The sequence below is a fragment of the Zunongwangia sp. HGR-M22 genome (assembly GCF_027594425.1).
In the GTDB taxonomy this organism is placed as follows: Bacteria; Bacteroidota; Bacteroidia; order Flavobacteriales; family Flavobacteriaceae; genus Zunongwangia.
Genome location: NZ_CP115159.1, coordinates 1,529,497 through 1,543,630 on the forward strand (window position 1 = coordinate 1,529,497; position 14,134 = coordinate 1,543,630).

The following is a 14,134-nucleotide window of genomic DNA, read 5'->3' on the forward strand; positions in this document are numbered from 1 at the left end:
CATGGAAGAAATAAAAGTTTTTGCGCCGGCAACGGTGGCTAATCTTTCTTGCGGTTTCGATGTTTTAGGTTGCTGTCTGGATAATGTTGGCGACGAGATGGTCATTAAAAAGAACGATTTTAACGAGCTTCGAATTACCAAATTGGAAGGACAAGATCTTCCTATGGAAGTTGATCAGAATGTAGCAGGTGTAGCAGTAAAAGCTATGCTCGAAAAGCTGCAATCTAACGCCGGTTTTGATATCGAAATTTATAAGAAAATAAAAGCAGGAAGCGGAATTGGTAGTAGTGCTGCCAGTTCTGCCGGTGCTGTCTTTGCCGTAAATAAATTATTAGGTTCCCCATTTACTAAAAATCAATTGATACCTTTTGCGATGGAAGGAGAACGATTGGCTAGCGGAAATGCGCATGCCGATAACGTGGCGCCGGCCTTGTTAGGCGGATTTACATTAGTAAAAAGTTATTATCCTTTAGAGGTTTTATCGCTACCATCTCCGGAAGAATTGAATGTAGTAATTCTTCATCCGCAAATTGAAGTGAAAACGAAAGATTCTCGTGCAATCATCAAACGCAATATTAGTTTGGATAAAGCGGTAAGCCAATGGGGGAATTTGGGCGCATTGGTAAGCGCTTTATATACTAACGATTATGATTTGTTGGGCAGAAGCTTAAAAGATGAAATTGTAGAACCGATTCGTTCTATTTTAATACCATATTTCGATGAAATTAAAGTACTTTCTTTAGAAAGTGGCGCACTCGGATTCGGAATTTCAGGATCTGGGCCTTCGGTTTACGCAATGTGTCGTGGCCGCGAGCAAGCTGAAAATGTAAAACAGCAGATTGCTCAATTTATGGAAAAACAAAGTATAACCTACGATCTTCATGTATCAAAAATAAACCCTGAAGGAGTTAAAATCTTATAAAACAATGAACTATTTTAGTCTGAATAATCGAAGTCATTCTTCCAGTTTTGAGAATGCGGTAATTAGAGGGCTGGCTCCCGATAAAGGATTATATTTTCCCGAAAATATCGAAAAATTACCGGATTCTTTTTTTGAAAAACTACCTGATTTACCACAAACTGAAGTGGCTTATCAGGCCATTAAACAATTTGTGGGTGATGAAATTCCTGAAAAAGAGCTTAAAGAAATTATTGCTACAACTTTAGATTTTGAGTTTCCGATAGTTCACATAAAAGACAACGTTTATACTTTAGAGCTTTTTCATGGACCAACTTTAGCTTTTAAAGATGTTGGTGCTCGTTTTATGGCGGGAAGTTTAGGTTATTTTATTACCAAAAATGAAGTGGGTAAAGTAACTGTTTTGGTAGCTACGTCTGGAGATACAGGAGGGGCAGTCGCTAATGGATTTTTAGGAGTAGAAGGTATCGATGTGGTGATTTTATACCCTAAAGGGAAAGTGAGTAAAATACAGGAAAAGCAATTAACCACGCTTGGGCAAAATGTAACCGCTTTAGAGATTGATGGCGCTTTTGATAAATGCCAGGATATGGTGAAGCAGGCATTTTTAGATGATGAAATTCAGTCGAAACGCCAGTTAACTTCAGCAAATTCGATTAATGTAGCGCGCTGGCTTCCGCAGATGTTTTATTACTTTTTAGCCTATCGCCAATTAGCTTCCGAAGGAAAAGATATTGTCTTTTCTGTGCCCAGTGGTAATTTCGGAAATATTTGTGCCGGGATGGTCGCTAAAGAATTAGGGCTTCCTATAAAACATTTTATAGCCGCTAATAATTCCAATAGAACGATAACTGATTATTTAGAAACAGGCAATTACCAGCCAAAACCAAGTGTTTCAACAATTTCTAACGCGATGGATATCGGTAATCCAAGTAATTTTGTACGGATTTTGCAATTATTCCAAAATGAATACGGAAATGTAAAAGAAAACCTGACTAGCTTCAGTTATGATGATGAGGTTACCAAACAAGCTATGGATTCAGTTTATAAGGAAACAGGCTATGTGATGGATCCTCATGGAGCGGTTGGTTATCTTGGATTGCAAGGCTATTTTGAAACACATCCTGATGAGGTTGGCGCCTTTTTAGAAACTGCCCATCCTTGTAAATTTCGAGAAACAGTTCAGGAAGCAATCGGAAAAGAAATTGAAATTCCAGATGCAATCAAATCGGTTCTCGATAAAGAGAAAAAAGCTATTTCAATTAGAGATTACGAAGATTTAAAAGCCTTTTTGCTAAAGTAGAAATCTTAAATTCGGTAAATTTTAAGCATTTTTTAATGCTTGTAAATTGATGACAAATCGAGCATTCCATATCTTTAATGTATTAAATTGAAACATTGAAAGTTATGGAAAATAAAATTATAATTATTACAGGCGCGGCTCTTGGTTTGGGCTATGCTGCTGCTGAAGAGTTGGCTGCTAAAAAAGCTAAATTGGTTTTAGTAGATTATAACGATAAAGCTTTGGCAGACGCCGAGGAAAAGTTGAAAGAGCAGTTTTCTGATGTTGAAATATTAACGATAAGCGCTGATGTTTCTAAAGAAGATCAGGTTAAAGCTTACGTGGATAAAACAGTAGAGAAATACGGAAGAATTGATGCTTTTTATAACAATGCGGGGATAGAAGGTAAACAAGCTTTAATGGCCGATTACGACATGGATGTGTTTAAAAAAGTAATTGATATTAACTTAATGGGTGTTTATTTTGGACTTCGATACGTAATTCCTGTAATGAAAGAGCAGGGCTACGGTCGTATTGTAAATGTAGCATCTGTAGGCGGAATTCGTGGTGTAATTAATCAAACACCTTATGTTGCTAGTAAACACGCAGTAAGCGGAATGACGAAAAATGCAGCAATTGAATATGGACAATATGGAATTTTGACCAATGCGATTGCACCAGGAGCTATCTTAACACCTATGGTAGCCGGATCTTTTAAGCAGGTAAATCCATCAGATCCTAAAGCAGCCGAAAAAGAATATGCAAGTCGAAACCCCACTAGAGCCTTAGGTGATCCAAACGATGTAGCAAAAGTAGTTGCGTTTTTATTAAGTGACGATAATGGATATGTAAATGGGCAGACTCTTGCCATTGACGGTGGAGAATCAAATATGTATGGGAACGCTTAAATATTGATTGTGATAAATTAAAAAAGCCTTTCTATTTTAGAAAGGCTTTTTTTAGTTCTAAAAATTTCTAAAACTTAGTACTTTGCTGAGGCACCTTCAGCCGGTAAACTATTTTTTATAAACTCACGAATATCATCATTTGCCGTTTTTAGATCTTCTTTTCGCAAATACATCATATGGCCACTTTCATAACCTTTAAACGAAAGCCGATCTTTCATTTTTCCGCTTGGGTCTAATTGCCACATACTATATTTAGCGTTAAAATAGGTAGTCGCACCATCGAAATAACCAGACTGGATCATCACATCTAAATTTGGATTTTGGGCCATAGCCTGTCTTAAATTCTCTCCAGTATTATTACGTGTACGATCCCAAGGATGTACAGGGCCAAACATAAAATATTTAAGATCAGTTTTAAAGTTGAGATCTTCACGTAAATAATAGTTTATAGCCGGAGTAAAGGAATGCAACCAAGAAGTTAATTCAGCATTATAATCTGGATAATTACCAGTTTCTTTTCTATCGATACCTAAGTAGCGAGAATCCAAACGTCCAACAGTAAAACCTTCATCTCTTCTCAGTTCTTTCCAGAAGGCACCAATTGGTAGTTCTAAATTATTCTGAAGAAATACTTTTTTATCGATGCTGGAGTAATACGCCATTTTTTCAGCAATAGCATTCTTAGTTTCTTCGGAAGTAAATCCACCTTTAACTAAAACAGGAAGCACTTCATTGATACTGTAAGCTTCAACTTCTTCTAAAAGCTCGTTGAGTGATTTACTCTGCAATTCCTGCGGAAGCAATTTATGATACCATGCGGTAGCAGCAAAATAAGGCAAACGGTTGGCGACTTCAACAGAGCCTTCTCTGTCGATACCTAATTCAGTAGGAGAAACTAAAATAACTCCGTTTAAATACATCCACTGACTTTCCTGAAGTTCTAAAGCCAAGCCTGAAACTCGGGTAGTTCCGTAGCTTTCACCAATTAAATATTTTGGTGATAACCAACGATTGTTTCTAGTTACAAAAGTATTTAACCATTCCGCTAAATAGTTAATATCGGCATTCACGCCAAAGAATTTACTTTTATCAACTTTCCCATCTTTATCAGGAATAGGTCGAGAATAACCAGTGTTTACAGGATTCACATAAACAATATCAGCAACGTCTAAAATGGAATATGGGTTTTCTTTAATTCCATAAGGCTGTACGGGGAATCCTTCATCATCAATTTTTAGGATTCTTGGGCCGGTGTATGCTATATGCATCCAAACTGACGCCGAACCGGGCCCACCATTAAAAGAGATGACTAAAGGTCGATTTTCAGTATTTTTAATATCTTTTTTTTGATAATATGTATAGTACAAACTGGCAATTGGAGTTCCAGATTTATCCCATGCCGGCTGCATACCCGTTGTTGCTGAATAATTAATATTCTTACCGTTAATTGTAACAGAATGGTTAGTTACTACGGTAGTATCTACCGGTACTTTTACTTGTTGTGCGAAAGAAATGCTTGCAATAAGCAAGAAAAAAATAGTATAAATTTTCTTCATTTTGGATTAATTTGTTTAGGGTTATTGCTGAAAAATACTGCTATTTCCCTTAGTCTGCAAAAAACTGTTGGTTTTTACCTTTAAATTAATCCTGATATTGATAGAAATCATTTAAAAAAATGCTCTTTCCTATTTTTTATTATTAAGATTGTTATCTCTAAAAATGATCACGTAAGCTAACCATAAACCTAGAAAAGCAGCTAAAATAAAGAACAAAATAGCAAATCCCGGATAACCAAAAATTTCGAATTCGGTAGGAATTTGCATTAGCATAGATGCCCCAATGATCATGGCAGCGATAATGATTCCTAGAGTTATTCTATTGGCTATTTTTTGAAAACCGTCGGTTAAACGTTGTTCGTCTAAAGCTTCGATATTTACTTTAAATTTGTTTTCGGCTAAGTTTTCGGTTATTTTATTTAGTCGTTCTGGAATATGCTCTAATAATTTTTTAGATTCCAAAAGCATTGAAAAGAAATTCTCTGGCTTCAATTCATCATACATCTTCTTTTGCATGATTTTTTGTGCGTGCTTTTTAATGGCAACTCTTAAATCAAAATCGGGATCAAGAACTGCGATGATCTGATCCATATTCAGCAAAATCTTACCTAAAATATTTACTTCAACTGGCATACGGATTCCGGTTTCAGCAGTAAGTCTATTTAACTGAATTAATAAGCGACCCGTTTGTAATTCTTTCGCCGGGCTGTTCTCGCTGTCTAAAATAATATCGCTTATAATTTTGTTGAAGGTAACAAGGTCGCTTTCCTCATCTGTTTCACTCATATTAATGATAATATGAGCTGTTTCGGGCCCATTATTATTGCTAATAGCAATTAATAACTGTAGCATGCATTCCTGCATGTGGCTGGTAAATTTTGCAACCATACCAAGATCAATAAGTGCGATTTTACTGTTTTTGGTAAATTGAATATTGCCAGGATGCGGATCTGCATGTACAAAGCCGTCGTTTATAATTTGTTGCAAATAAGCTTCAACCAATTGATCGACCATTGGCGCGTAATCTACTTCCAGTTGTTTTAGTGGCGATAAAGAAGTGATTTTTTTCCCGTCGATAAATTCCATTGTGAGAACTCTGGTTCCGCAGTAATCTGGGATTGGTCTTGGAACTATCAGATAATTATAGGGAATTAAGTTTTCCCGTAAAGTGATAAGGTTTTGTTGTTCCTTAGAATAGTCTAGCTCATTCATTAAAATTCGTCGCAGTTCTGCTAAGACCGTATCTATAGCATATTTTTTTGCGACTTTGGAGTGCTTAACTGCAAGTTCTGCCATTTCCTGGAGTGTATCCATATCTTCCAAAAACTTGCGCTTAATTCCCGGTCTTTGGATTTTTACTGCAACTGGTTGGCCACTTCTAAGCGTAGCGTAATGCACTTGTCCTATGGATGCACTGGCAATAGGTGTTTTTTCGAAGGTATCAAAGGCTTTCGAAATTCTGGTTCCTAAGTCCTCTTCAACAATTTGATGTACTTCTTCATAAGTAATAGAAGGTACATCGTCTTGGAGTGTGGCTAACCTTTTTAAGTACGCATCGGGAAGTAAATCGGGGCGTGTAGACAGTAATTGTCCCAGTTTGATATAAGTTGGCCCCATGGCTTTTAAATCCTCTACTAATTCTTCTGGAGATCGATCAAACTCTTCTTGGTTTTCATTTCTGCTAGTAGCATCATCAAAAGCATTAGCAGTAGTCGATTTAAAAAGATCACTATTTCCATATTTCAGCATAAAACCGAAAAATTTTCTATAGCGATTAAAGTTTTCTGGCAATAGAGACATAGGCACTTTGTAGCATTACATTCCCTGCAAATTACGATTCTTTAGAATTCTAACAGTCCTTCTTTTGTTACTTTTAGCACTTTGATAAGCTACCACTACTTTGAATGTATCTTATCCTGTTTTTGGATTAAATAGAAAGCAAGCTGTTAAGGTGATTTATATTTGAAGGATTACCAAAAATGTAAATTAAATCGCCTCTTTTTATTTTTGTTTTAGGTGTTATTTCGGTTAAATATTGAGTGTCGCGTTTAATCGCCAATACTGTAACGCCGTAATTTTTCGCAATACCAGATTCCTCTAAAGTCTTTCCAACAATATTTTTATTTTTTTGCTGAACACTTAGCGTGGCAATCTCTTTATTGGGAATATTTAAATGATGCAATGCAGGATTATGTGGTTTGTCTTTAATTTTTGTAAGCATCTCGTAATCTGCTGACCGAATACTGCTGGTGAAATCTACAATTTCATCGTAAGGAACTAAATATTTCTTCAACACACGCGTAAATATTTCTATGGAAGTTTCGAAATCTGCCGGAATTACTTCATCTGCGCCCACTCGAAGATTTTCCTCGATTTCTTTTACTTGTCTTGTTCGTACGATAATAAATGCAGTTTGTGTAAATAATCTTATCGAACTGATTATTTTTTTTGTTGCCGTAGCATCAGAAATCGCTATTACTACAACACGACTTTCCTGAATATGGATATGTTTTAGAATTACTGAATTGGTAGCATCTCCAAAAACAATTGGTTCATTATTTCGTTTTGCATTTTCAAAACTATCGGGATCGATATCGACAATTACATAAGGAATATTTGCGCTTCTAGCGGCTTTTGCAATGTTTTCTCCATTAGTACCGTAACCGATAATTACAATATGGTCGGTTAAATTTTCTTCGGAAAATTGATCTTCAGATTGAGTGTTTTTCTTAATGTTGGATAAGCGATAGCGTACAGCTGAAGGAATGGGTGCTTTTAAAATAGCATAGGTAAGCTTAGAAGCATTCATAATCAAAAACGGCGTTAGCGCCATACTTAAAATAGAAATTGCTAAAAAGTACTGGTAAATATTATTTGGAAGCAATCCATTTTCTAGACCAACGCTAGATAGTAATAAAGAAAATTCACCTACCTGAAATAGACTAAATAATGTAAGAAACACCGTTCTAGGTTTGTATTTAAGTACCAAAACTGTAATCCCTATTACCAGCATTTTTAGTAGAACAACCCCAAGTACTAAGAGAAGAATATAGCCAATATTGGAGAAAAAGAACTTTAAATCCAAAAGCGTTCCTACAGAGATAAAAAAGAAACTAATAAATATTTCTCTAAAAGGAAGCACGTTGGCTGTGGCCTGATGGCTATAATCAGATTCAGAAATAATAAGTCCGGCGAAAAAGGCACCTAAGGCAAGCGACAAACCGACTGAACTTGTTAACCAGGCGATCGCAAAACAAAAAACAACAACGGTTAGAATAAATAACTCCTGATTTTTGGTTTTTACTACCCAACCAAGAACTTTAGGTACTACATATTTTGCCAAAAGTAAGATCACTACCAAAACCAGTGCAATTTTCCCTACTAAAATCCCAACGGTCATTAAGATATTATCAGATTTTCCAGCTAAAATTGGTGTAAGTAGCATCATGGGAACAACAATTATGTCCTGAAATATTAAAATTCCTATACTAATTCTTCCGTGGGGAGAAGTGATCTCACCACGTTGCTGAAATAATTTTAAAACAATTGCTGTACTACTTAGAGAAAATAAGAATCCAAGGAATATAGAAGTATTTAAGGGTAAACCTAAAATCTGGGCTGTTAGAGCTGTAAATAAAATGGTACCACCAACCTGTAAACCACCACCAATAAAAATAGTATTTTTAATTGCGGCGAGGCCCTTTAAAGATAGTTCTATCCCAATTACAAAAAGTAAGAAAATAATACCAATTTCACTTAAGAGTTCAACCTCGTGGCCGTTGCTTATTAAATTAAAAGCATGCGGTCCAGCAATAATCCCCGCTAATAAAAAGCCAAGTATACTGGGTATTTTTATCTTTTGAATAACCAGAATTATAAGTACAGATAATCCCAGAATAACAACAATATCTTGTAAAATTGGGATTTCCATCAGTAAATTGGTTTAGGTTAGTTTGTTGGTAATTTAGCTGAATTAAATGAAAAAAAAAAGCTGCTTAAAATTGATCTTTAAACTATCCAACTTTAGATAGTAAAGAAAAATTCTAAGCAGCAATAATTCAGTCTTTTAAAGACTATAATTTAATTTTTAAGCCATGCTTTTCTAAGTTCAACTTTTGGACTTCCAGCTGGTAAATCCATTTCTGTGATCGAAGTTTCTTCAGTTTGTGGCTGGGAAGTTGTGGCAGTTAATGTCATTTCTTCACCATCTCTTTCTATAACAAATTCCACTTCTTTTCCTTCTTCCCAAGATCTAGAACTATTAATAAGGGCATATACATTTTGGATTGTATATTCAGTCCCATCAATTTTCTTGATAACATCACCGCCTTTTACACCTAATTCTTCAAGAAAGCTATTCAATTTAATGCCTTCTCTAAAAAATAATTCTTGGGAAGTTGGCTCGCCATCGATATAAGGAACCTGGCCATGCAGAAAATATCCTGTGTTTACCATTTTGCTTTGCTCTTCAAGACCAACTTTAGCAAAAAATTCGTCGTAAGGAATCGGAGTTTCACCGGTAACATACGAGTCGCAGAAATTTTGAATTTCAGGATAAGTCAAGTCTACGATATCACCTATTAAATCTTCATCGTTAAAGGGTTTATCTTTACCATATTTCTTACTTAATTTTTTCATTAAGTCCAGAATACCCATTTTACCATTGCTTAATTCTCGCAGCCTGATGTCTAATGCCATACCAATAAGCGCACCTTTTTGATATACGTTATAATAACTGTCTTTGTATTCATCAGTTAAAATATTTTCACTCATCACCGTAAAAGGTACTGTATCATCAAAATTCATTGAAGATTTGATCTTATCAGCCATACGGTCATAGAAATCCTGATTATCAATCAAGCCTTGATTTACCTGAAAAAGGTTGGCGAAATATTCAGTAACTCCTTCGTACATCCATAAATGTTGACTCATTTTAGGGTCGTTATAATCAAAATAATGAATCTCATTAGAATGAACACTTAATGGTGTTACGATATGGAAAAATTCGTGCGAAACCACATCCTTCATACTTTCATCAAGCTGCTCGTTCGTCATTGTTTCAGGAAGTACAACTACCGTACTGGTATGATGTTCTAAAGCACCGAAACCACGAGCATCTGGAGCTTCTAGATTTGAAAGATAAAGTAATATCGCATATTTTTTAGTGTCGTTTATGTCTCCTAAAAATTGCTTTTGCGCACTAATCATTTTTTGAATGCCAGGCTTGATATCTTGTGCTGAAAATTTCCCAGATGGTGAATACACATCCAAAAGAACTTTCATTCCCTGTACATCAAAACTAGTGGTATCTGGTTTTGCATACATGATAGGATGATCGGTAACTTCAAAGTAACGACCTACATTATAAATATCTGTGCTAACGCTGTCAGTTTTATCTTCATTTTTTGTTTGAGAAATTAAGCTTGTACCTGCGATTAAACCGTCTGGACGTGTAACTTCTATGCGATAAGGTTCTTCCTGCAGCGAATTAAAATAACCTACAAATCCATGCAAATTCAGCATAAAATTATTTGAAGCATCGATATTTGTACCTGCTGGAGAAAATACATCTTTTTCGCCTTCGATATCAAAACTATCATTTACCTGGTAAGAAACTTTATCTAAATTTTTAGCGTCGCTTATTGTCCAGGTGTTGTCGTCGTTGTGCGATACTTGTAATTCGTTACCGTCGTAATCATAGGCTTTAAAATTTTCTACAAATCTGCCGTAATTATCGGTGGAGTAGGTCCCGGGAACGGTTTTCGGGATAAAAAAGCTAATTTCTTCGGTAGTGATTTTTGCAGGATCTATGGTAACTTTTACTTTGTCGTCTTCAACATTTACCAGATCTAATTTAGCAATAACCGGCTGATCTTTAGAACTTAGGTTTTGAGTGGTCTTACATGAGTACAAACTGGCCAATAAAGCCGCTGTATACAGTATTTTCTTCATTGTATTATTTTCTTTCCTATTTAGACTATTACTAACAGAAATTGTTACATTTTATTATAATTTATTTTGGGTACGGATATAAAAAAAGAGTGACTTTTTAAGCCACTCTTTTTTTAAGTCTCAATTTAAATTGAAATTATTCTCTAATGTGTCCATCACCTAACACATAATATTTATTTGTTGTTAATTGTTTTAATCCTAATGGCCCGCGGTGGTGTAATTTATCAGTACTAATTGCTAATTCTGCACCAACTCCCATTTGGCCACCATCTGTAAATCTGGTAGAAGCATTATGGTAAACAGCAGCACTATCTACTTGTTCCATAAATTTAGTTGCTTCCGCTTTATCTGTTGTAATAATGGAGGCAGAGTGCCCACCTGAATATTTATTAATTTTTTCGATAGCAGCGTCTAAACCATCAATACTACCAATTACAATCTTCATGGCAAGAAATTCTTCATACCACGTAGATTCTGATGGTACTTCTTCTTCGTCACTAAGTATTTTTTTAACGTCCTTATCAACCAAGATTTTGACTTCGTTAGATTTGAACATCTCCTGAAGTTCTTTCAACTTTTCTTCATAATTAGGAACATTAACGTCTACTAAAACTTTATCTAAAGCATTACAACCAGAAATCTTATCGATTTTTGCATTTAGCATCACTTTTTTTGCAGTTTCAAAGTCGGCATTTTTAGAAACGTAAAGGAAATTATTTCCTCTACCACTTACTAAAACTGCTCCTGTAGCATGTTCTTTCACGAAACCTATTAGTCGTTCTCCACCACGTGGTACTATTAAATCTAATTGTACTGGTGGGTTTTTTAGGAATTCCTGAGTTTCTGGTCGACTAAGGTGCAATAACTCAATCCAATTTGAATCTAAATCATTTTCCTTTAGTGCATCATGCCAACATTGCACAAGAATTTTATTACTATTTATTGCTTCTTTACCACCTTTTAAATATATCTTATTATTGGCTTTAAAAGCAAGTACGGCAGCTTCTATAGTCACATCAGGACGAGATTCGTAAATAATCATGATGTTTCCAAAAGGTGCCGTTTTGTTAGTGATATCCAGACCAGTATCCAAAGTTCTTTTTTCGATCGTCTGGCCAACAGGGTCTTCCTGTTCCATTACATCTTTTACAGATGTAATCATACCATCCACTTTTTTATCATCACAAACCAGTCGATCGTACATCGCCTGATCTCCTTCTCCAAAAGCTTCAAGATCCTTTTTATTTTCTGTGATAATTTCTTGGCGTTTTTCATCTAGGATGCGCATCATAGATTTTAAAACGTTATTCTTTTTATCTGAATTTAAAAGTATCATTTAATCTAATTTTAGTGGTTTAATCCTATATATAGGATTTAATTTTATTTAGTTTCTGGAATCTTACAAATTGGTTGGTTAGTTATTTAGTGTATTCCAGAGTTATTTTAAGAGGTAAATTTGGTTCCAACCGGTTTACCTTTCACTATATCGAGAATCACATTAGGTCTTTTACCATTTGCGATATATGTAGTGATATTTTTAGAGGCTGTTTCTTTTGCAATCTTAATTTTAGACTCCATTCCTCCACGACCTTCACCTTCACCTTTACCAGATTCCTGAACGTATTTTTCAACATTTTGATCTACCTGGACTTTATTGAGTTTTTCAGAATCGTCATCATCTGGATGTCCAGTATAAAGCCCATCTGTATCACTTAAAATGATAAGAGAATCTGCACCAATAAGTTCAGCTACAAGACTAGCTAGTTCATCATTATCAGAAAACATCGACATGGTGACTGATACGGCATCATCTTCGTTCGCAATCGGTATTATTCCTTCAGAAAGTAAAGATTCGTAACAGTTAATCATATTTTCTCTATGAATCCCTGGGCTAAAATCTCTTTTAGTGGCAAGTACTTGGGCGCAACGCATTCCGTAGTCATGAAAAATACTATAGTAATGTCTCATCATTCTTGGTTGCCCTACTGAAGAGTATACTTGTCTTCTTTTTGAAGGTTCTTTGATATTAATTTCTCCCAAGATTTCTTTACCTGCAATAGCTGAACCTGAAGATACTAAAACCGTCATAATATCTTCTTCGTATAACTCTGAGATTTGTTCTACTAAATGTTTAAGTATTGGTCCCAGAATTCTATTGTCTTTATTGGTCATAACATTAGTACCAACTTTTACGACAATTCTTTTCTTTTTAGTTTCCATTATAAAATTTTGATAGTATTAGTTAGTTAATTACTCTTCGCCAAGTTCTACAGCACGATTGAAGGCTGCGTATGCCGCTTCTTTAATTAATTCTTTCACATTATTATCGTCCATCGAGTCTAAAGCTGCTCTTGTAGTTCCACCCTTAGAGGCTACTCTTTCCATCCAAGTATCTGGCGAAAGATCGTGCTGATTAAAAAGTTCTACTGCACCTTCAAAAGTCTGGCTAACCAAAACTTTACTATCATTTTCAGAGAATCCCATTTTTAAAGCTGCTTCAAGCATAGATCCCATAAAATAGAATACGTATGCTGGTCCACTACCACTAATACCTGTAGAGGCATCTATGAAATTTTCGTTTTTAACTTTTATAGATTCGCCAGTGGTATCCAACAAATTTCTAACCATTAAAAGTTCTACTCTAGAAACTTCCTTCGCAGCGGTGTAAGAAGTAACTCCTTTACCAACTTGTGCTGGAAGATTAGGCATAGATCTAACAACTTTCTTGATGCCTAAGCCATTTTGTATGGTTTTAATGGTAACACCTGCCATTAAGGAAACAAAAATTTGTTCGTCATTAACCATAGGGCTTATTTCTTTGAAAAGCTCTTCGGTATGATATGGTTTTACAGCTAAAAATACAATATCTGCTTGCGGTAAGCAATGGTCTATTTTATCGAAAACATCAAAATGGTCTACTTTACTTAAGTCGGTAATAACTTCGGCAGATTTATCGAAAATCATAAGATTTCTTCGATTTAGCAGACTGCTTTTCGCCATTCCTTCGGCGTAAGTGAGTCCCATATTTCCTGCTCCAATAACTAATACTTTCATTTTTATGTTTTTCAATTTTGTTTGCGACCTCTGTCGCATTTATTTAGTTAAACTTTGTTTTATATCTCAAAGACCGTGCGAGCCAAAATGTATGTTTCTGCTCACAAAATTTAAGAGGGCTTAATATAGGATGAAATTGTTTTAACAAAATCTCAACTGGAGTTAAAGAAATGCAAAGATTTAAAGAATGTATTCTGAACTTTATATTATTTAAAGCAATATATAAAGGTCGCTAGAAGGTGTTTGGAGAGTATTTAGCCACAAATATTTAGATTTTATTATTGTTAAAATATCATAAAATTTATTAATTGAAATGAGCGCGCTATGTATGTATTGAAATTTTCTATGATTAATAATTATTTTTTATAGCTGCCGAACTGACAAATGCAACTGATAAGCTGGCAGAAACTTTAGTCCCGCTTTTTAATTTTTGAACTAAAATCTTGTGAATACCGTGCATTTT

10 protein-coding genes are annotated in these 14,134 nt (G+C 35.1%); 3 read left to right on the forward strand and 7 right to left on the reverse strand.

All coding sequences use genetic code 11. From position 1 onward, the window contains the following. The first annotated feature begins 1 nt into the window (after window position 1). The 3 genes from PBT91_RS06695 (at window position 2) to PBT91_RS06705 (ending at window position 3,109) form a co-directional block, all read left to right on the forward strand. A complete protein-coding gene (locus PBT91_RS06695) occupies window positions 2–922 on the forward strand; it encodes a homoserine kinase (protein WP_270061004.1) in 921 nt (306 codons plus the stop codon). A 4-nt stretch (window positions 923–926) separates the two neighbouring features. Continuing rightward, window positions 927–2,222, forward strand: a complete 1,296-nt coding sequence (gene thrC, locus PBT91_RS06700) for a threonine synthase (RefSeq protein WP_270061005.1) — start codon at window positions 927–929, stop codon at window positions 2,220–2,222. A gap of 104 nt (window positions 2,223–2,326) precedes the next feature. After that, window positions 2,327–3,109: an SDR family oxidoreductase gene (locus tag PBT91_RS06705; RefSeq protein ID WP_270061006.1), complete on the forward strand. Its 783-nt coding sequence runs from the start codon at window positions 2,327–2,329 to the stop codon at window positions 3,107–3,109. A 74-nt stretch (window positions 3,110–3,183) separates the two neighbouring features. Here PBT91_RS06705 and PBT91_RS06710 read toward each other — a convergent pair whose 3' ends face one another. The 7 genes from PBT91_RS06710 to proC all read right to left on the reverse strand — a co-directional run bounded on the left by PBT91_RS06710 (window position 3,184) and on the right by proC (window position 13,710). After that, window positions 3,184–4,665, reverse strand: coding sequence for a S10 family peptidase (locus PBT91_RS06710; RefSeq protein ID WP_270061007.1), 1,482 nt, complete (start codon window positions 4,663–4,665; stop codon window positions 3,184–3,186). 129 nt (window positions 4,666–4,794) lie between these two features. Continuing rightward, complete coding sequence (locus PBT91_RS06715) at window positions 4,795–6,414, reverse strand: ABC1 kinase family protein (RefSeq protein ID WP_270061008.1); 1,620 nt, start codon at window positions 6,412–6,414, stop codon at window positions 4,795–4,797. A gap of 178 nt (window positions 6,415–6,592) precedes the next feature. After that, window positions 6,593–8,596 (reverse strand): monovalent cation:proton antiporter family protein, encoded by a 2,004-nt coding sequence (locus PBT91_RS06720; RefSeq protein WP_270061009.1) that lies wholly within the window; start codon window positions 8,594–8,596, stop codon window positions 6,593–6,595. A gap of 149 nt (window positions 8,597–8,745) precedes the next feature. Then, window positions 8,746–10,617, reverse strand: a complete 1,872-nt coding sequence (locus tag PBT91_RS06725) for a M61 family metallopeptidase (protein WP_270061010.1) — start codon at window positions 10,615–10,617, stop codon at window positions 8,746–8,748. Between the two features lie 136 nt (window positions 10,618–10,753). Next, window positions 10,754–11,953, reverse strand: a complete 1,200-nt coding sequence (locus PBT91_RS06730) for a glutamate-5-semialdehyde dehydrogenase (protein ID WP_270061011.1) — start codon at window positions 11,951–11,953, stop codon at window positions 10,754–10,756. 107 nt (window positions 11,954–12,060) lie between these two features. Next, a complete protein-coding gene (gene proB, locus PBT91_RS06735; RefSeq protein ID WP_270061012.1) occupies window positions 12,061–12,837 on the reverse strand; it encodes a glutamate 5-kinase in 777 nt (258 codons plus the stop codon). A 30-nt stretch (window positions 12,838–12,867) separates the two neighbouring features. Beyond that, window positions 12,868–13,710, reverse strand: a complete 843-nt coding sequence (proC, locus tag PBT91_RS06740) for a pyrroline-5-carboxylate reductase (protein WP_270061013.1) — start codon at window positions 13,708–13,710, stop codon at window positions 12,868–12,870. Window positions 13,711–14,134: the final 424 nt, after the last annotated feature.

Bases quoted from the DNA above. Each gene is read 5' to 3' on its own strand.
- PBT91_RS06695 (WP_270061004.1), top strand. From the start codon at position 2: ATGGAAGAAATAAAAGTTTTTGCGCCGGCAACGGTGGCTAATCTTTCT.
- thrC (WP_270061005.1), top strand. From the start codon at position 927: ATGAACTATTTTAGTCTGAATAATCGAAGTCATTCTTCCAGTTTTGAG.
- PBT91_RS06705 (WP_270061006.1), top strand. From the start codon at position 2,327: ATGGAAAATAAAATTATAATTATTACAGGCGCGGCTCTTGGTTTGGGC.
- PBT91_RS06710 (WP_270061007.1), bottom strand. From the start codon at position 4,665: ATGAAGAAAATTTATACTATTTTTTTCTTGCTTATTGCAAGCATTTCT.
- PBT91_RS06715 (WP_270061008.1), bottom strand. From the start codon at position 6,414: ATGCTGAAATATGGAAATAGTGATCTTTTTAAATCGACTACTGCTAAT.
- PBT91_RS06720 (WP_270061009.1), bottom strand. From the start codon at position 8,596: ATGGAAATCCCAATTTTACAAGATATTGTTGTTATTCTGGGATTATCT.
- PBT91_RS06725 (WP_270061010.1), bottom strand. From the start codon at position 10,617: ATGAAGAAAATACTGTATACAGCGGCTTTATTGGCCAGTTTGTACTCA.
- PBT91_RS06730 (WP_270061011.1), bottom strand. From the start codon at position 11,953: ATGATACTTTTAAATTCAGATAAAAAGAATAACGTTTTAAAATCTATG.
- proB (WP_270061012.1), bottom strand. From the start codon at position 12,837: ATGGAAACTAAAAAGAAAAGAATTGTCGTAAAAGTTGGTACTAATGTT.
- proC (WP_270061013.1), bottom strand. From the start codon at position 13,710: ATGCGACAGAGGTCGCAAACAAAATTGAAAAACATAAAAATGAAAGTA.